Source organism: Aminobacter sp. GW821-FHT11F06, from assembly GCF_058808215.1.
In genome coordinates, this window is sequence record NZ_JBXARL010000015.1 from 1 (window position 1) to 19,054 (window position 19,054).

The window sequence follows — 19,054 nt, forward strand, 5'->3', positions numbered from 1 at the left end:
CGGGGTGGAGCAGCCCGGTAGCTCGTCAGGCTCATAACCTGAAGGTCACAGGTTCAAATCCTGTCCCCGCAACCAAACCAACTTGCAAACAACCCGCCCTCAAGGCGGGTTTTTTGTGTTCGGCGCTATGGCAAGGATTCCAGCGAGATCACCGCGCACGTCGATCTGGAGCTTGTCTGCTTGCGGTGTCAGGACGATCTCTTTCACCAGAAGACCGGAAAATCTCGGTAGCGGACAGTTCGGCGCCCTGCACCCGGTAGTAGGTCGCCATGTTCGGGTGCAGCGGGGGCAGATGGATTACCTCGCCTTCCGACAGTATGACGATCTTCACGCCATCATAAGCCATCCGGGTGGCGAGCCATCGCGTCATCCACGCCCGGGTCCATGAAAAAGACCTCAGGCGTTAGCTATACCCTCTCAGCCGGCCCTGCCTTTGCCAGATGGCCTCGGACATCCAAGGCCATAGGTGCAGGCCAGCATTTGGCCGCGGCTTTCCTTGTCAGCGCTTGCCTTGATACGGCTCAGAAGCTGCTGCTTGTACCAAGCTTCGCGCCGACGGACTTCTCGCCCTCGCCTTCGATGTTGAACAGCAAATCGGCGTCGAAGGCCCAGCCATTGACCGTCTGCAGCGACAGGCCGGTCGAGACCGAACCGAACAGGCCGGAGCCGTCGAGACCGGAGTAGCCCGCTGTTGCGCCGAACTTCGGCGAAAGCGTCGCCCCGTCCTGCAGCGTGAACGAACGGGTGATCTCGGCGCCCAGGCTGACGCGCAATTGCTCCTGTGTGAAGCCGTCGAGGCCGATCTCGGCGCCGGCGTCGTTGCGGACCGCGTAATCCTCGACCTTTTCGGCGAAGTACACCGCCCGCAGTCGCGGCGTCAGCACCGTGATGTCGTCGAGCTGCCACTGCCCGTTGAGCGAACTGTCGAAGAGCCAGCGGCGGGTATCGAATGTCCCATCCCAGAACGTCGTGTCGATGTCGTTGGAAGAGCCGCCATAGAGCAGGCTGGTATCCCAGAACACGTTGCTGCCGATCTCGAAGGACGCATATGGCCCAGCCATCCAGCCATTGCCGGTCAGCTTTGCGTCTTCATCGGTCGGATCGGTCATCCGGTCATAGTGGACAGACAGACCGAGCAGGGCTTTTTCCGACACCAGATAGTCCGCGCCGAGCGAGATCATCGCAAAGCTGCCCCACCTGCCGCCATTCTCCTCGCGGTTATGGGCAAGCAAGGCACCATCCACCCAGACATTGAAGGGTAACGAGGCCGTGCCGCCAGCCGCCTGCATCTGCGCCAGGCTGGTGGCGAAGCCAAGCGTGAGCCCGTCGGCTGAAGGCGACATGCGCGTGGTGAGGGGATCCATCGCCTTGCCCATGCGGCGGCGCTCCGTCAGGCCGGGAACCTTGATCGTCGAAGCGATCATGCTCTGGCGCGTCTGAACGAAGCCATGCACAAGGGCGTCGACATCCTGTGCCACCTTGGCCGCGTCATAACCGAGCGTATAGGTCACGCTTCCGATGTTGGAGCTACCGATGGCGTTGGTCAGGCGGAAGCGAACCCGCACCTGTCCCGAATAGGCCGGGTCGGGTGAAAACTTCAGATACCAGCCGACCGGCGCGACCGGGCCTGCCGCGGCATAGTCGCCCCAGGTGATCTCGGCGCGGCCGCCGTTGGCCGGCTCCACCGAAACCAGCTCGGCTCCGTCGAACGGGCCGCCGGTTGCACCCGCATCCAGCCGCACGTCCTGCGGCGTTGTGCCATCGCCGACCACGATCGTCTGGTCCTGCACCGTGGGCTGGCCCGACGTCACGGCCAGCGAGTAGCTGGCCGATCCCGTCGCGCTGTTGGCGTCGGTGGCGGTGATGGTGAAGCTGGCGTTGCCGGCCGTTGTCGGCGTGCCGGAGATTGCACCGGTCGAGGCATCGAGCGTCAGGCCATCTGGAAGCGAACCCGATGTCACTGCGTAGCCGTAGGGCGATGTGCCGCCGGCAGCCGCGATCGTCACCCCAGCGTAAGCTACGCCCGTCGTGCCGCCGCCCAATGCTCCAGCCGCCGGAGACAGCCCAAGCGCTGGCGCCCCCACGGTGATCGTCACCGTGCCGGGCGCCGAAGTGCCGCCGCTGTTGGTCGCGGTGTAGGTAAAGCTGTCGGTGCCGGAAAAGCCTGCCGTTGGCATATAGGTGACCGACGTGCCGGAAGCCAGCGCGTTGCCGTGGCTGGCGTCGGAGGCGATTGCAACTGATGTGGCCGCCCCGCCGGAGAGGGCGAGCGTGATGGTGCTGGTTGGCGAGTTGGCGGCGACCGTCACCGAGACGTTGCCGGCGATCGGCGCTACCTCGGCGATGGTGATGGAAAAGTTCGCAGTAAGCGAAGCGTGATCGGCGCCCGTCACTTGCAGCGTGAAGCTGGCATATCCGGCTGTCGTCGGCGTGCCGGAGATCGTGCCGGTCGAGGCATCGAGCGTGAGGCCATCCGGAAGTGAACCCGATGTCACCTCGTGGCCGAGGGGCGCAACGCCGCCAGAGGCGGTCACCGTCCGGCTGTAGGCTATGCCGACAGTGCCGCCGGCCAACGCGCCGGGCGGCGGTGTAAAGGACATAAAGGGCGCGGAATAGGTATAGCTATTCGTCAGTGCTGTCGTGCCGCCAGGAGCGGTCACACTGACATCGACTGTGCCGATGACATGGGCCGGCGCAACGGCGGCGATGGTGGTGTCGCTGTCAACGGTAAAGCTTGTCGCGGCTGTTCCCCCGAATGAGACAGCGGTAGCGCCGGTAAAGTTCGAACCCGTGAGCGTGACGGTGTTGCCCCCGGCGGGAAGGCCGGAATTCGGGCTGACCGAATTGAGCGTGGGTGTAGCAGGATTGACCGTCAGCGTCGCCCCGTTGGAGGTGGCCACGGGCGAAACCAGGCCGGTTGCGACGACGCGGTACTGATATCCGTTCATGGTGGCGGTTGCGCCGGTGATGGTCAGGGTCGCGGTGGTTGCGCCGGAATAGGGGGCGCCGTTGCTGATGTTGGTGTAGCCGGCGCCGGCATTGACCTGCCACTGATAGGTGGTGGCATTCGAGGCCGTCGTGCTGAAGGTGGTGTTGGCGCCGGCAGCAATTGTCGAGTTGGACGGTTGTGCGGTGATGGCGGGCGGGGGAACGACCGTCAGCAAGGCCGCATTGGAGGTGGCGTCGGGCGACGCCAGACCGGTTGCGACGACGCGGTACTGATATCCGTTCATGGCGGCGGTTGCGCCGGTGATGGTGAGGATCTCGGTGGTCGCGCCGGAATAGACACCGCCGTTGCTGATGTTGGTGTAGCCGGCGCCGGCATTGACCTGCCACTGATAGGTGGTGGCATCCGATGCCATCACGCTGAAGGTGGTGTTGGCGCCGGCCGCAACGGTGGAGTTGGAAGGCTGTGCGATGATGGCGGGCGGCGCTCCCGCGGCCTGGGCGTTCCCCGGTGCCAACAATCCAAAGGCGGCGGCGACCAGCCATGGAAGAAGCAGCAGCCGCAGCAGGTGAAATGCGCCTACGCGCTGCGTGGTCGTCGTATCGGCAGTCAAGATTTCGCCCCCCGGCTGGCAGGCGAAGTCTTCACCTACTTTCATTTCGATTTATGAGATTCGTCCGGCAACGCGCAACGGCCAATGCACTGTATAGCTTGCGAAAATGCACTTCAGGCAGGTCTGTCCGAGTGAGGCACGGGGCGCTGAATACTCTGCCCGAGACGCCGAAACCGTTGCTACATGTCAGGACGGGGTCGCAAATGCTAGAGCGGCGGACGTTCAGGTTGAACCGCGAGGGATTCCGATGAAGCCGGGTTTGTGGTTCACTTCCTTGTTGGCCGGGAACGTAGAGCCGGTCCACCATCTCCTGCCGGACGTGGAAACGACTAAAGGACCACCTTTCTATTGCGCCGCCACTGGCTGGTGCAGTCCGGTCGGCGCGATGCGAGATGGTAGCCAACCTGCGCCAGGAAGGATGCGATCTCGTTGCGCCTTTCGCCTCTTGCGAGGGGACGGCGCGATTGCCGGGTGTGACGTCCATGCCCGCTTGCGGCCTGGACAGTCGTGCAGAGATTGCCACGTCCCTGTAACAGTAGAAAACTAAGCTGATGCGGAATATTCCCCTTGGAACAACTCGCAAAAATTGCGCTACACCGTTTTCTTGAGCACGGCATTTGACGAGCATGACATTGATCAAGAGAGATACCGCTGAGTCCATCCTGCGGCAGAATGGATGGCTGTCCAATCAACCTGAGGACTTCCAGAACGAGGTCCTGCGACGCTCCATCCTGATGCGTTTCTCACCCGGAGACGTGATCTATCGCTTCGGCGACGACTTGGGAGGCATCCATGGTCTGGTGGACGGCGCAGTGACGGTAAACCTCGCTCCGCCGGCCAGTACTCCGCAGTTGATCCACATGGCCCGGCCCGGCGGCTGGACCGGCGAAAACTGCTTTTTGACGCGCCAGCCACGGCGGGTGGAACTGCGCGCGCTGTCGGATCTCTGTGTAATGCATCTTCCCCTGGACCAGATGGACCAGATGGCCAGCGCCGATCCGACAGTCATTCGCAACTTCAGCCACATTCTCATGAACGCCGTCGAGGTGCTCATCAGGGTCATCCATGATCTGCAGAAGCCCGATCCCGATCGCCGGATAGCCTCTGTCCTGCAGCGCGCGGCACTGGTCGGTGATCGGCCTATCCCGCTGACGCAGACCGAGATTGGTACGATGGCCTGCGCTTCACGCAGACAAGTCAACGCTGCATTGAAGCGATTTGTCGAGAACGGATGGGTGCAGGCCAGCTATCGGTCGATCACCATCCTGAATGCCGATAAACTGCAGCGCTTCGCAACGGAAGACCTTTGAGCGTAAAGCCGATGCATGGGGGTTTTCCGAGCCTGACAATGTCAAACAGCCGGCTGGCCGCCATGGCAAGGGTGCCGGACCGTCGTAAAAGGATCAGCTTCTTCGCATGGAGTCTCCCTTCCCTGGGTGCGCATGCCCCCAGGGAACGCGCGTTCGCATCGCCCCATGAAAGAGCGAACTACTTGGGGAAGAGAAGGCTCACGCCGGCGCGAAAGCCCCAACCGTCCGGCCCATTTTCGGGTGATGCGGCCCAGTAGCGCGGGCCACCTGAGAAACTTATCGGCTGCTTGCCGAACATTACGAGCTTCGACACCGTAAAGTTGATCGGCACGCTCCATTCTTCGCTTGTCCAGTCATAGGTGCTCTCGGTATCGAGCGCGAACGTCCAGGCATCCGTCGTCGTATAGGAGATGAAGGGCTGCAGGAACGTGGAACTGATGTTGCGCCGATCGCTGTCGCCGGCGACGGACCAGATATGGTTGCCAAGCGCTCCATAGGTCCAGGGCCCCTCCTGCTTCAACAAGACCGCCGTCGGACCGATGCCCCATTTCTCCCCGCCCAGAAGCGGATCGGTTGCGGTAGGCAGCAGAATGGCGGGCCCAACGCCCCAGATCAGGCCTCCGGCGGTTGGCTGCTTCGGCGACAGGAAGAAGCTTTGCACGACGTCGCCGATACCGGCCTGACTGCCCGAATTCCCCGCGATATCGTTCTGCGAGATGACCGGAACAATCGTACGGGAAATGACGTTCCAGTCTTCATTGATCGAGAACGGAATAACCGGCTGGATGTTCAAAACCGACTTGTGGCCGCCATTGGGACCGTAGCCGCTGTCGTGATTGAACTGGAACGGAACGCTGATCAGCGATGCGACGGGATTCGATAATTGCTTCGCAAGTTCGGCCTCCTCTGCGGCAGCCGGACCGGCCAGGACTGTCGCTGCGATCAGGAGCAAGAGCGATTTCGGATTCATGATGTCCTCGATTGAAATTTTCCGGCTGTCGTGCGCCGGCCACCGATAGCGCGTGCGCTATCGACGCTAAAAATGGTAAGCTAGGCCGAGGATCGGACCTTGCTGGACAACGTCGAAGACGAAGCCGTCATGGCTGTAGTCGACGCCAAGGGCGCGGTATCCGGCGACGGCCGAGAGACTGTCCTTGATTTGATAGCCCACGGCGGCCGCGACATCCCAATCGAGCTTCGCCTGCCCGGTGCCGACGTTTCCCCAACCCGTCAGATAAACCCGGTCGGAGAGGAAATACGTTCCGCGCACGCCCGCCACGGCATTGATCCACGTCGCGCTGTCGGTGCGGTTTATGCCATCGAGCAGCCCGCCTTGCAGGGACAGCTCCGTGCTTGCGTACCAGACGCGCGCCCCGGCGATCACATCCAGATGGTCCCTGCCGTTCGCCAGGACACTGTAGCCGCCGCCGAAGAAGCCGGTGAAGGTCTGCGACGTCACACCGATGCTTTGCGTCAGAACTCCCTTGGGGCTGGCATCGGACGTGGAAATCTTCGTGTAGATGATGTCGCTGAAAACGCTGAAGCGGTCATTCCTGCCTTCGGCCATTCCCATGAAGGCGAAGTCCAGCTGGTGGAGAATGTCGCCAAAGGCGGAATCGAGGCTGGCCGGAGGAAGACCGAACTGCCCGACCGTGCCATCGACGCCTGCGGCCCACAAATACGGACTGGCGCTGAAATGCCAGCCGGGGGCGGCCTCGCTGCCATAGTCGGGCTGGAGCGGCAATGGCGCTATGGCGTCGGCGGCCTGCGCCGACAGGGAAAGCATCAGAAGCGATGCGAGCGCAATGGGGGATACCGCAAGAGACGTCATGCTTTTCGCCAGGAACGGGTGCTGTTCAATCATTTCTGTGACAACGCAGCCGCTTCGGCGGAACAGTCGGCTTTGAGGGCTTCACTCGCCGCCCTGGCGTCGCGGCATCTGAAGAAGCTTGTGCGCCCGCACTCCCAAGCCCCGCCAGAGATACCGCAACAAAACAAACCGAAGACAAATATCGCATCAAAACGCCCCGTAAAATTATCCAGCCTTGGGCTCTTTGTAAGTGGATTTCCGAGCCACGACCGTCCGTCTCCGAAATGCCATTCCGCTCGACAGCAAAAAATACAGGGCACGCCGAATGAGATTGTCCCGCTGGAACAATCTGCAAAAAATTTGCGCTACGAAGACTTTTCCAGTTTGTCGGGATTGGACGCGGATGATCGTTCTACGCGGCAGCGCGAAACACTCCGTTCCCAGACGATGCCACGAGTTTTGCTAATAGGCGGTACCCTGATGCTTAAACGCGCAATTTGAGATTGTTGCGCGCCCGCAACCAAATACGACAGGCCCGCACGGTCAAAACCGGCGGGCCTTTTGGTTTTTTAAGCGGGTAGGCGAGCAGGTCTTGTCGCGCCCGGGCTAGACCTTGATAGTTTCGTGACGTTTCGTTTGCGCGAAATCCAGGCAGGGCGGACGTTAACTCGCCCCGCCGTCAGCCCGTCGCGGATGCATCCTGCAGGATCATTTCGGCCGCCCGCTCGGCGATCATGATGACCGGCGAGTTGGTGTTGCCGGAGACGATCGTCGGCATGATCGAGGCGTCGACGACGCGCAGGCCTGCGAGCCCATGGACGCGTAGCCGGTCGTCGACCACGGCCATGCTGTCCGACCCCATCTTGCAGGTGCCGACGGGGTGGAAGATGGTCGTGCCGATGTCACCGGCCTTGCGGAGCAGGTCTTCGTCGCTGTCATATTGGGTGCCGGGCAGCATCTCTTCCGGCGCGAAGTGGGCAACGGCCTTGGCCTTCATCAGGCGGCGGACATGGCGCAGCGAGGCGACGGCGACGTTGCGGTCACCTTCGGTGGAGAGGTAGTTCGGCTGGATTTTTGCGGCCTCACGCGGATCGACTGATGCCATGTGCACGGTTCCCCGGCTCTCGGGGCGCAGGTTGCAGACCGATACGGTCACCGCGGGAAAACGGTGCAGCGGCTCGCCGAGCCGGTCGGTACTGAGCGGCTGGACGTGGTATTCGAGATCGGGCGTTGCAAGGCGCGGATCACTCTTGGCGAAGATGCCGAGCTGGCTTGGGGCCATCGACAGCGGGCCGCTGCGCTTCAACGCATATTCGAGGCCCATCGCCGCACGGCTGAACAGGTTGTGGTAACGCTGGTTGAGGGTGGCTGCGCCTGTCACCTTGAACACGGTGCGGATCTGCAAATGGTCCTGCAGGTTTTCGCCGACGCCGGGCAGAGCGTGGCGCACTTCGATGCCGAGATGCGATAGCAGCTCGGGCCGGCCAACGCCGGAAAGCTCCAGTATCTTCGGCGAGTTGATGGCGCCTGCGGCGAGGATTGTCTGACCCGCCTTGACCTGATGGAGTTGGCCGTCCTTGCGGAAGACGAGGCCGGTGACGCGACGGCCGTCGAAGGTCAGCCGCTCTGTCTCCGCTCCGGTGACGACGCGCAGGTTTTGGCGATCAGCTATGCCGCGCAGGAACGCCTTGGAGGTGTTCCAGCGCACGCCCTTCTTCTGGTTGACCTCGAAATAGCCGGAACCCTCATTGGTGCCGGTGTTGAAATCGTTTGTGCGCGGTATGCCGAGTTCTTCGGCGGCGTCGCGGAAGGCGTCGAGGATCGGCCAGGACAGGCGCTGCTTTTCGATGCGCCATTCGCCGCCTGAACCATGCATGGCGCTCTTGCCGCCGTGATGATCCTCCGATTTCAGGAAATAGGGCAGGACATCGTCCCAGCCCCAGCCGACATTACCGGCCTGGCGCCAGCCGTCATAATCGGCGGCCTGGCCGCGCATGTAGATCATGCCGTTGATCGACGAGCAGCCGCCCAGCACCTTGCCACGGGGATAGTTGAGGCTGCGCCCGTTGAGGCCGGCTTCCGGCTCGGTCTTCATCAGCCAGTCGGTGCGCGGATTGCCCATGCAGTAGAGATAGCCGATCGGGATGTTGACCCAATGATAGCGGTCGGAACCGCCGGCTTCGAGCAAAAGCACGCGGTTGCGCGGGTCGGCGGAAAGCCTGTTGGCGAGCACGCAGCCGGCGGAGCCGGCACCGACGATGACGTAGTCGTATTCGCCGAATGAGGAGGAAGGAACTTCGGTCACTGCGGTGCCTGCTCAGTGGCGATGCGCTGCCAGATTGGCGTCATCGCCTGGTTGATCTCGCCATACAGGCGATAGCGCCTGGCGTAGGCGCAAGCAATCGCGCCGTTGGGCGTATAGTGCCGCGCAGCTGCGGTCATTGCGGCGGCACCGGCGCTGTAGTTCTCAAAGATGCCGACGCCAGTGCCTGCTGCAATCGCAGCACCCAGGGCGCCGGTCTCGCGGCTGCGCGCTACAGTGACGGGGACGCCGAGCACATCAGCAAAGATCTGCGGCCAGACGGCGCTGCGCGAGCCGCCGCCGGACAGAACGACCTCTTCGAAGACGGCACCCGCCTTTCGCAAGGTCTCGACATGGCGCTTATGTTCGAAGGCGACACCCTCGAACAGCGCGCGCAGCATGTGGGCGCGCGTATGCCAGCCGGCGATGCCGTAGAAGCCGGCACGTGCCCGGCCGTTCTGCTGCGAGCCGTAGAGGAAGGGGTGGTAGATCGGGATGTCGCCGTCGGGATCGACGGAAGCGACGAGTTCGCTGCACAGCTCGAAGGGCGATTTGTCAGCCTCGTGGCCGTGCTCGAGGAATTCGCGGACGATCCATTCGAGATTGGCGGCCGAGGTGGCGCTCGATTCGATCGCCAGAAAGCGCTTTGGGTCGAAGGTCGAGAGCATGAAGATCCTGGGATCGCGGATCGGCTCGTCCGTGATGACCTGGTTGACGCTCCAGGTTCCGGCGATGATCGAGGCGGCGCCAGTGCGGGTGACGCCCGAGCCGACGGCACTTGCGACAACGTCGAACAGGCCGGCGACGACAGGCGTGCCGGCGCGCAGGCCGGTCAGGGCCGCGACCTCCGCTGTGATGTGGCCGGCGATTTCAGCCGATTCCAGTACGGGGGGCAAAAGCTCCATGCAGTCGCCGAGCCCGTAGGCGGCGAGCAGGTCGTGGTCGTAGCGCCTGTCAGGCATCTGCAGCAGGCCGCAACCCGACATGTCGGAGGTGTCGGTCGAGCGCGCGCCGGTTAGCCTATTGACGACAAAATCCTTGCACAGGAACACAGTGCCGATGCGGCTGAAAAGCTCCGGCGAATGGCGCTTGAGCCAGGCGAGCAAGGTGGGTGTCTGCGCCGCCCACGGCTTTTGCAGGCAATGGACATAGGTTCGGGCGCCGACATCTTGTTCGGCCCATTCAGCAACGATGCCTATGGCGCGGGTGTCGAGCGACTGGATGCCGATCAGCGGGGCGCCATTGCGGTCGAGCGCGTAGAGGCCATTGCCATGGCCGGCGCAGCCGATGGCGACGATCTCGCTGGGGTCGATGCCGGCCTGGTCGATGCACTGGCCGATGACCGCGACCGCATTGCGCCAGAGCTCGTTGAGGTCGCGCTCGACATGACCTGGCTTGGGCATGCAGGAGCGGCCGTCGCGAGCGGCGAGCGCCAGTTCGTTGCCCGACATGTCGAAGATGATCGCCTTGATGACGGTGTTGCCCGCATCGAGGCCGAGAATGTATTTGCCCATTGGCTCCTCCCGATGCCGCAGTCTATGCCTGCTTGTACAGGTCAAAGGCCGTGGCGCCATCCGCACCGTCGTGGATGATCGCCATCAGCCCGCGCACCACAGCGCTCGGATTGGCATGCTGGTAGATGTTGCGGCCATAGACCATGCCCATTGCGCCCTGCGCCATCAGGGCAGCTGACTTGTCGAACACCGCGCGCAGATCCTCCTTGCCGCCGCCACGGACAAGCACCGGGCAGCGCGCCGCCTCGACGACGCGGTGGAAATCGTTGGGGTCGGTCGTCGGATCGGCCTTGATGATGTCGGCGCCCATCTCGCGGGCGAGCCGCGTCAGCGTCACGATCTTTTCGGCATCGCCGTCGACCATGTAGCCGCCATGCTGGTCGACCGGCAGCATGGCCAGCGGCTCGATCATCAACGGCAGGCCGTATTTCTCGCAGTCGGCGCGGACACGGGCGATGTTCTGGACGCATTGGCGAAACAGGTCAGGCTCGTCGGGCAGCATGAACAGGTTGACGACGACGCAGGCCGCATCCATCTCGATGGCGCCGAGCAGCGGCTCGGCCTCGTTCTGCAGCACCGCCCACATCGCCCGGTGGCGAATCCGGTTGTAGGGGTTGCCCATGTCGATGCGCATGACGAGTGCCGGCTTGTCCTTGCCCGGAACCGTCTGCAGCAGGTCGGCCTGGCCGTAGTTCATCTGGATGGCGTCGGGACCGGCCTTGACCAACTGGCCGACGACGCCGGCCATGTCCTCGAGCCCGTTGAGAAAGCTCGGCTCGTTGCAGACGCCGTGATCGATGGCGACGTCGAGGCAGCGGCCGCCGGACAAGAGCCGGTTCATGCGGACTTTGTGGTTCACGCGCATAGGGCGCTCCTTTTGTCGTTCGTCTGGGAGAGGTCTGAAAGGTCGATGCCGTGCTGGTGGGCGAGCAGAGCGAGGAAGGCTGAGCGTTCGGCGGCGGCTTGTGCTGCGTTCCAGCCTTTATGGGCGGCGAGGATGTTCAAGACGGCGTCGATGAGGTCGAGGTTGAGGCCGCCCGAGATGGCGATGGTGGTGCGGCGCAGGAAGATGTCGGCCAGGCATTCGACCTGCTCGCGCTCGACGATCAGGCGGATTTCACCGGTCGAATAGTCAGATCTCGCCAGCATCGGCTCAAAGGTGAGGTACGCAGCGAAATCCGCTGCCGAAGTACCGTAGCGCTCAAGCAAGGCATGCGCGCGTTCGACGGTGAGTCCATGCTTGGCTGCCAGCTCGGCGCACCATTTGTCCGGCGCTGCCGGGAAGTCGCGGCCGCCACCGATGGCGAGGTCCTCGGTGCCGATCTTGCGCGCCAGGCCAAGCCGCTGCAACGTCATGTCGGCCGCCATCTCGCCGAAGGAGCGGAAGGTCGTCCATTTGCCGCCGATCATGCAGAGCGTGGCCGGCAGATTGCCGCTCGGTTCGACGAATTCGCAGAAATGGTCGCGCGGAATGCGCCCGGTGAAGCTGTCGTCGCTGGCGGGCAAGGGGCGCACGCCGGCGAAGCGGAAGACGATTTGCTCTTCGGCGATCACGATCGAGGGGAAGACAAATGCAAGCGACTGCAGGATGTAGCTGCGCTCGTCGTCCTCGCAGCACACCTGGTCGGGATCGTCGACGCGGATGTCGGTCGAGCCGACCAGCACCTTGCCGAGATAAGGAAACAAGATGCAGATGCGGCCATCCTCGTTTTCGTAGTAGACCATGTGGCCGCCAAGCGCGTCATGGAGTTCGGTATTGTCGACGATCAGGTGCGAACCCTTGGTGCCGCCCATCATGCGGGGTGCTGCTGCACCGATGGCCTTGTTGGTGAGGTCGATCCAGCCGCCGGTGGCATTGATGATCAGCTTTGGACGGACCGGCAATGTCTCGCCGGTCAAGGTGTCGGTGAGGGCAAGGCCGTCGTCGGATGCGGCGACCGAGGCGTAGTTCAGGGCCCGCGCGGTTTGGCTCGATGCCATGGCGTCGAACAGCATTTCCAGCCCGAGGCGCTCGGGACGGCTGACCCAGGCATCATAGTAGGTCGCGGAGCTGCGGATATCGGGATTGATATCAGGCCAGGCCTTGAGCGTTTCGGCGCGCCCCCGGAAGCGGTGCTTCGGCATCAGTCGCCTGGCCTTGGTGAACAAGTCGTACATGGTGAGCCCGGCCTTGATCACCAGAGCGCCGCGCCGGCTTGGCCGGCGCGTCAGGCCGAGGAAGCGGACAGCACCATTGGCGATGCCCGAAAACGTGTCGAAGATCGGCACCGTCGTCGGCAGCGGCGCGACATAGTGCGGGGCGTTTTTCAGCAACCGGTCGCGCTCGACCAGCGACTCGCGCACCAGCTTGAACTCGCCGTTTTCGAGATAACGCAGGCCCCCATGGACCATGCGTGACAGGGCAGCACTTGCGCCTGAGCAATAGTCGCCCTTGTCGGCCAGCACGACGTCGACGCCCTGCAGGGCCAACTCGCGAAAGACCGAGATGCCGTTGATGCCGCCGCCAATCACCAGCACGGCAATATCGGGCCGCTCGCGCAGAGCGGCGAGTGTGTCGTTGCGGTTCATGTGGGTTATGCCTTTCGCTCAGGCATCCATGGAGGTGAGATGCGTGGCGATTGCCGTATCGATAGCGGTCAGCTCGTCCGCACCAAGCGTGATCTCGCCGGCGCGGGCGTTGTCGAGCGCCTGTTCGGCATTGCGCGCGCCGCACAAGGCGAAGGTGATGCCGGGCTGGGCCAGTGTCCAGGCGATGACGATCTGGGCCATCGAGGCCTTGTGCTGATCGGCGACCGGGGCGATGGCCCGCTTGAGCTTCGCCACCTTTTGCCGGTTGGTGGCGGAGAAGCGCGGGTTGTCCTTGCGCTGGTCGTCGCCGGTGAATTCGCGCGACGGGTCGATCGCACCGGTCAGCAGGCCGAGCGCCAGCGACGAGTAGCTGAGGGTCGCGACATCGTTGCGGCGGGTGATCGGCAGCAGGGTCTCTTCGATCTCGCGATCGATCATCGAATAACGCTCCTGGATCGCATCGATCTGGCCGGCGGCGACATATTGTTCGAGGTCTTCGGCGCTGACATTGGAAGCGCCAATGGCGCGGATCTTGCCTGATGCCTTGAGTTTTTCGAGCGCTGCCATGGTGTCCGCGATGGGTGTCGTCGGGTCCTGCCAGTGGGTGATGTAGAGGTCGATGTAATCGGTGCCGAGGCGGCGCAGGCTTTGCTCGATCTCATGGGCGATGCCATCGGCGCCGAGGTAGCGATGCACCGGCTTGCCGTCCTGGTCGAAGAAATGGTTGCCCTTGCCGGAATGCCAGTTGAGCCCGCATTTGGTGGCGATGACGACCTTGTCGCGCTTGCCCTTGATCGCCTTGCCAACAATCTCTTCGCTGCGGCCAAGGCCATAGGCGGGGGCGGTGTCGATCAGGCTGATGCCGGCGTCAATGGAAGCTTCGATGGCGCGGATCGAGGCCTGCTCGTCGGTGCCGCCCCACATCCAGCCGCCTATCGCCCAGGTGCCGAGGCCGACAGCCGATGCGGAGACGTTGGAGCGGCCGATGCGGCGTTGGATCTGTCGGGAGCTCATGCTGCCTCCTGTTCGGCAAGTTCGAGAATCTGGAGGCTTGTCGCCTCGTCGGTGACGATGGTGTCGAGATGGTTGCCGCGCATGGCGCTGAGGATAGGTGCTGCCTTGCTTGGCCCGCTGGCGATGCCGATCGAGCGCGGGATGGTGGCGAATTCGTCGAGCGTCAGCGACACCAGCGATCGGTTGAGCGCGTAGCTGCAAAGCTTGCCGTGGCGGTCGATCAGGTGGGCGAGCAATTCGCCCGACGCTCCTGACTGCTCGATGGCCCGGCGGTCGGCGCTCGATGACGGATGCAGGTCGTAATAGCTGGAATCGTCGGTCAGGATCGAACCGATGCCGATCACAGCGACGTTGGCCTCGCGCGCCTTGCGGAAGACGTCGGCGACGGAGCGCACCCCCATCAGCATCTCCCGCTGCTCCGGCGTGTCGGCAAACAGCGGCGCATGGACCTGATAGGCGCGGCCGCCAAGCTTGTCGGCCATCAGCGACGCGACGTGGTTGACGTCGGTGTAGTGCTTGCCCTGGACGAGGCCGGTGGCCGGGATGACTTCGACGTCATAGCTGCGGCCGGGCTTGAGGCCGGCAACGAGGGCGCTGACGCCCTTGCCGCCGGTGATCGAGATGGTGTCGCCGTCCTTGATGGTGTCGAGCAGCAGGCGCGCGGCCGCTTCGCCGACACGTTGAAGTGCTGTCTGCGGATTGTCTGATACCGAGGGCACGACCACGGCGCGTTCGATGCCGCCGAGCGCGACAAGACGCGCCTCGATATCAACGAGGTGGTCGATCGGCGACTTGATCTTGATTTCGACGAGGCCGAGTTGGTGGCCGCGCTTGATCAGGCGGTTGACGGTGGCGTGCGAGATGCCGAGTTCTTTGGCGATCTCAGCCTGGGTCTTGCCTTCGACATAGTGCAGCACAAGCGCCTGATGCATCTGGCGGATGGTCGCAATGTCGTCGCGGGTGTTTGGGGGTGCCATGATCTGTCTAGCCTAAATGCTCAGGACTTCTTGCGGTGCAGGAAGTGGTCGATGGAGACGGCGGCGAGCAGGATGCAGCCCTTGATCATGTCCTGCCAGTAGACCGAGACGTCGAGCAGGATCAGCGAGCTGGTGACCACCGAGAGCAGCGCCATGCCCAGGATGGCGCCGAAGATGGTGCCCGATCCGCCATTGAGCGAGGCGCCGCCTATCACCGCTGCTGCGATGATGTTGAGTTCCATGCCGGCGCCGAAGGTCGGTGTCGCTGCGCCAAAGCGGGCCATGTAGATGACGCCGGCGAGACCAGCGAGGGTCGAGCACAGCACCGTCACCCAGAACTTCACCTGCCTGGTCTTGATGCCCGAGAACTGCGCCGCCTTCTCGTTGGAGCCGGTGTAGAACACCTTGCGGAAGGCGGTGGCGCGGCGCAGCAGGAAGTCGAAGATCGCAACGACCACGACGAAGATGATGATGACATAGGGCAGGCCGTGGAAAGTGCCCTGGCCGATGGCCTTGAACGATGGCGGCAAGGTGAACAGCGACAGCGGCGTGCCCTTGGTGATGACCAGGCACATGCCGCGCACGATGACCATTGCGGCAAGCGAGGTGATGAAGTGATTGAGCCCGACAACCGTGACGAAGAAGCCCATGGCGGCACCAATCAAGGCGCTGACGCCGATGCCGATCAGGCTGGCCGTCCACGGGTCGAGCCCGGCCAGGAATAGCGCGCCCGAGACGACCATCGAGAAACACACGACCGAGCCGACCGAGAGGTCGATGCCGCCGACGATGAGCAGGATGGTCATGCCGACAACGACGATGCCCTCGATCGAGAAGCTCATCAGCATGGCGCGGAAATTGCCCCATGTCAGGAAGTGCGGCGAGGCAAAGCTCATGGCGATGCACAGCGCCAGGATGATGACGATCAGGCCGGCCTCGCGCATCGAGGCGAGGCGGGCGAAATTGATGCGCCTAGCGCCACCTTCTGCCTTGATATCGGCGTGCATGAGGGTTTCTCCCGCTTCCCTAGGCGACATTTGCGGCCTGCTTTTTTTGATTTGACGCGTTCTGGACGCCGGAGGCCAGCATGATGATGGCTTCCTCGCTGAGTTCGTCTGCGCCGAGCTCACCGGCGATCCGGCCTTCGCGCACCACCATCACCCGGTCGCACAGGCCGATGAGTTCCGGCAGCTCCGACGAGATGACGACAACGCCGACGCCCTTGGATGCGAGCTGGCGCAGCAGGCGGTGGATCTCAACCTTGGCGCCGACGTCGATGCCGCGCGTCGGCTCGTCCATGATGATGACTTTTGGGTCGATCGACAGCTGCTTGGCGATCGCCACCTTCTGCTGGTTGCCGCCGCTCAGCGTCGAAACCGCAACGTCGATGCCGGCCATGCGCACGCCGAGGCGCCTGGTGAGGTCGGTCGCCTGGCGGTCTTCCGCCTTGCGGTCGAGCAGGCCGAGCGATCCGGTCAGCTTGCCAAGGTCGAGGGCCGAGATGTTCGCCGCGATCGGGATGTCGAGGAACACGCCCGAGCCCTTGCGGTCTTCGGAGAGGTAGACGAGGCCCGCCTTGACGGCATCGCTGTAGTTGCGGATGCGAAGCGGCTTACCGTCGAGCGCGACCGTTCCTGAAGTCGCCGGCCTCAGTCCGCAGATGGTTTGCGCGATCTCGCTGCGGCCAGCGCCGATCAAGCCGCCAATGCCGAGGATTTCGCCGGCGCGCAGTTGCAGGTTCACGTCAGCGAAGCGGTCGCCGTCGGAAAGGCCTTCGACTGAGAGCAACAGGCGCCCGGGTTCCTGCGGCGCCAGCTTGTCGGGATAAAGCTGGGTGATCTCGCGGCCGACCATCTTGCGCACGACGTCGTCGGGTGAACTTTCGGCGATCGGATCGGTGGCGACATAGTGGCCGTCGCGGAAGACGGTGACGCGGTCGCACAGTGAAAAGATCTCGGCCATGCGATGGCTGATATAGACCACCGAGATGCCGCGCTGCTTGAGGCCACGCACGATGGCAAACAGCCTTTGCGCCTCGCTTTCGGTCAGCGCCGCGGTCGGCTCATCGAGCATCAGCACCTTGCAGTCGAGCGTCAGCGCCTTGGCGATCTCGACGAGCTGCTGGTTGGAAATGGAGAGGTCGGCAACCTTGGTGCGCACCGGAATGGGGGCGAGAAGGTCCATGACCTTTTGTGCATCGGCATAAAGCCTCTGGAAGTTCATCAGCGGCGCGCGGCGGGCGTTGATCGCGGCCATGTAGATGTTTTCGGCGACAGTCGCATCCTGGCACAGCGCGATCTCTTGATGGACAAGTGCTATGCCGAGGCGTTGTGCTGCGGCCGGCGAGGGGATGGAAACACTGGTGCCGTCGATAAGGATGTCGCCCTGATCCGGCTGAAGCACGCCGGCGATCATGTTCATCAGCGTCGACTTGCCGGCGCCATTTTCGCCGCACAGCGCATGGATCTCGCCGCGTCGCAGTTCGAACTGCACCTCGCTCAGCGCCTTGACCGGGCCGAACGCCTTGGACAGGCCGCGTATTTCAAGGATGGGCGTCTCAGTCACGCCATGCTCCTGCGATGGGCGCTGCGAGGGGGAAGGGGGCGCAAACCCCCTTCCGGCTTTATCCGCCCCGACTGGGGCAAAGGAGATCGAGCTTATTCCTCGATGCCCTTGGTGCCGCGACGCTTGAGGTACTTGTCCCAGTAGAAGTCGTCGGCGTTTTCAGCCGTCACGATGGAGAAGCCATTGTCGACGAAGGGCACGCTCATGCCGTTGGCGCCCGAGCGCTTGGTGTCGTTCATCGGGTCGATCAGCTCGGGATGCTTGGCCATCCACAGCAGCATGAAGCCCATATAGCCCTGCATGCCTTGGTTCGGATTGACCGAGCCGTAGATCTCGCCGGCCTTGATCATGTCGAGGATCTTGGCGTTGACGTCGGCCAGCATGACCTTGATCTTGCCGCCGCCTTCCTTGGCCGCCTGGGCCGCACCGATCGCCGAATTGGCTTCCGGCATGAACACGGCGCCGAGGTCGGGATGCGCCTGGGCCAAGCTGAGCACGGCCTGATAGGCCTTGGTCGGGTCCTGGTTCGAAGCCGCGCGGCCGACCAGCTTCATGTCGGGCCACTTGGCTTCCATGCGGGCGACGAAGGCGTTGACGCGCTTGTCGTGATTGTCCTGGCCGGGGTTTTCCAGCACGGCATATTCGCCCTTGCCGTCCATCGCCTTGGCAACGGCGTCGGCGGCATAGGTGCCTTCGGCCAGATTGTCCGAGGTGATGAAGGAGACGCGCTTGGAATTGGGCGAGTCGGCGGCGAAGGTGACGACTGCGGTGCCTTGCTCTATGGCGCGGTTGATTGGCTCGATGAACGGATCGGAGTTCATGGGATGAACCAGGATGCCGGCCGGCTTCTGGGCGAGCGCCTGATCGAAAGTGGCGATCTGCTTGTTGACGTCGTATTCGGGCGTGCCGGTGTATTCGGTCTCGCAGCCGAACTGCTGGCCGGCCTGCTTGAACATCTCATAGACCGGGAACCAGTATTCAACGCCCGAGACCATGACGTTCATGACGTATTTCTCACCCGGCTCGCACTTGAACGGGTTGGCGGTTTCGGCAAGCGCCTGGGTCGAAGCCAAACAGGTCGACGCAGCCGCCGCGATTGCGAGCGTGCTCAAAAATTTGCGCAAGTTTCCTCCCTTGGCCGAAGCCATCCTCAATGACCGTTGCGGCCGCTCAAGGCGCCGCTATGTGGATTGATTGCCGCCGACCTCCTCCCGAAAGCCGACGGTCAGAGATTACAGGCTCTTCGCGATGAGTCAATAAAATTCATATAGTGAAATATATTTCACATTGGATGTCAATTGAAGGCGGAGCGCTATGCTTTCTAAGCCGGATATGTGGTGCGGCAGATCACCCCTGTTCTGCGGGCCCGACTGCACTTCTCGACACAATGCTTGGCAAATGCGCGCCTGGCAGGAACAAGTGCAATGCCGGGAA

The 19,054-nt window shown here is 63.0% G+C and carries 13 protein-coding genes; 1 reads left to right on the plus strand and 12 read right to left on the minus strand.

Annotation, left to right across the window (positions count from 1 at the left end; genetic code table 11):
• Positions 1–521 precede the first annotated feature (521 nt).
• Complete coding sequence (locus AC1RTB_RS25210; protein WP_492882013.1) at positions 522–3,560, minus strand: putative Ig domain-containing protein; 3,039 nt, start codon at positions 3,558–3,560, stop codon at positions 522–524.
• A gap of 626 nt (positions 3,561–4,186) precedes the next feature.
• On the opposite strand from AC1RTB_RS25210, the gene AC1RTB_RS25215 reads away from it, so the two are divergent.
• Positions 4,187–4,870, plus strand: a complete 684-nt coding sequence (locus tag AC1RTB_RS25215) for a Crp/Fnr family transcriptional regulator (RefSeq protein ID WP_492882012.1) — start codon at positions 4,187–4,189, stop codon at positions 4,868–4,870.
• A 178-nt stretch (positions 4,871–5,048) separates the two neighbouring features.
• On the opposite strand, the gene AC1RTB_RS25220 is transcribed toward AC1RTB_RS25215, so the two are convergent.
• The 11 genes from AC1RTB_RS25220 to AC1RTB_RS25270 form a co-directional block, all read right to left on the minus strand.
• Entirely contained in the window at positions 5,049–5,840 is a 792-nt protein-coding gene (locus AC1RTB_RS25220) for a transporter (RefSeq protein WP_492882011.1), read from the minus strand.
• 66 nt (positions 5,841–5,906) lie between these two features.
• Positions 5,907–6,701, minus strand: coding sequence for a hypothetical protein (locus tag AC1RTB_RS25225; RefSeq protein ID WP_492882010.1), 795 nt, complete (start codon positions 6,699–6,701; stop codon positions 5,907–5,909).
• A 658-nt stretch (positions 6,702–7,359) separates the two neighbouring features.
• Positions 7,360–8,985 (minus strand): GMC family oxidoreductase, encoded by a 1,626-nt coding sequence (locus tag AC1RTB_RS25230; RefSeq protein WP_492882009.1) that lies wholly within the window; start codon positions 8,983–8,985, stop codon positions 7,360–7,362.
• A complete protein-coding gene (locus AC1RTB_RS25235; protein WP_492882008.1) occupies positions 8,982–10,496 on the minus strand; it encodes an FGGY-family carbohydrate kinase in 1,515 nt (504 codons plus the stop codon). Before AC1RTB_RS25235 ends, AC1RTB_RS25230 begins: the two co-directional genes overlap by 4 nt.
• A 22-nt stretch (positions 10,497–10,518) precedes the next feature.
• Positions 10,519–11,361, minus strand: coding sequence for a class I fructose-bisphosphate aldolase (locus tag AC1RTB_RS25240; protein ID WP_492882007.1), 843 nt, complete (start codon positions 11,359–11,361; stop codon positions 10,519–10,521).
• Positions 11,352–13,064, minus strand: coding sequence for a glycerol-3-phosphate dehydrogenase/oxidase (locus tag AC1RTB_RS25245; protein ID WP_492882006.1), 1,713 nt, complete (start codon positions 13,062–13,064; stop codon positions 11,352–11,354). The genes AC1RTB_RS25240 and AC1RTB_RS25245 overlap by 10 nt, the downstream gene beginning before the upstream one ends.
• A gap of 18 nt (positions 13,065–13,082) precedes the next feature.
• Entirely contained in the window at positions 13,083–14,078 is a 996-nt protein-coding gene (locus AC1RTB_RS25250) for an aldo/keto reductase (RefSeq protein ID WP_492882005.1), read from the minus strand.
• Positions 14,075–15,055, minus strand: coding sequence for a sugar-binding transcriptional regulator (locus tag AC1RTB_RS25255; RefSeq protein ID WP_492882004.1), 981 nt, complete (start codon positions 15,053–15,055; stop codon positions 14,075–14,077). The genes AC1RTB_RS25250 and AC1RTB_RS25255 overlap by 4 nt, the downstream gene beginning before the upstream one ends.
• A gap of 20 nt (positions 15,056–15,075) precedes the next feature.
• Entirely contained in the window at positions 15,076–16,062 is a 987-nt protein-coding gene (locus AC1RTB_RS25260; RefSeq protein ID WP_492882003.1) for an ABC transporter permease, read from the minus strand.
• 19 nt (positions 16,063–16,081) lie between these two features.
• Entirely contained in the window at positions 16,082–17,620 is a 1,539-nt protein-coding gene (locus AC1RTB_RS25265) for a sugar ABC transporter ATP-binding protein (protein WP_492882002.1), read from the minus strand.
• Positions 17,621–17,712: 92 nt separating this feature from the next.
• Positions 17,713–18,744, minus strand: coding sequence for a substrate-binding domain-containing protein (locus AC1RTB_RS25270; RefSeq protein WP_492882001.1), 1,032 nt, complete (start codon positions 18,742–18,744; stop codon positions 17,713–17,715).
• Between the last annotated feature and the right edge of the window lie 310 nt (positions 18,745–19,054).

Coding starts and splice junctions, on each gene's coding strand:
- AC1RTB_RS25240 (WP_492882007.1), bottom strand. CDS start 11,361: ATGCGCGTGAACCACAAAGTCCGCATGAACCGGCTCTTGTCCGGCGGC.
- AC1RTB_RS25225 (WP_492882010.1), bottom strand. CDS start 6,701: ATGACGTCTCTTGCGGTATCCCCCATTGCGCTCGCATCGCTTCTGATG.
- AC1RTB_RS25215 (WP_492882012.1), top strand. CDS start 4,187: ATGACATTGATCAAGAGAGATACCGCTGAGTCCATCCTGCGGCAGAAT.
- AC1RTB_RS25255 (WP_492882004.1), bottom strand. CDS start 15,055: ATGGCACCCCCAAACACCCGCGACGACATTGCGACCATCCGCCAGATG.
- AC1RTB_RS25250 (WP_492882005.1), bottom strand. CDS start 14,078: ATGAGCTCCCGACAGATCCAACGCCGCATCGGCCGCTCCAACGTCTCC.
- AC1RTB_RS25260 (WP_492882003.1), bottom strand. CDS start 16,062: ATGCACGCCGATATCAAGGCAGAAGGTGGCGCTAGGCGCATCAATTTC.
- AC1RTB_RS25220 (WP_492882011.1), bottom strand. CDS start 5,840: ATGAATCCGAAATCGCTCTTGCTCCTGATCGCAGCGACAGTCCTGGCC.
- AC1RTB_RS25245 (WP_492882006.1), bottom strand. CDS start 13,064: ATGAACCGCAACGACACACTCGCCGCTCTGCGCGAGCGGCCCGATATT.
- AC1RTB_RS25235 (WP_492882008.1), bottom strand. CDS start 10,496: ATGGGCAAATACATTCTCGGCCTCGATGCGGGCAACACCGTCATCAAG.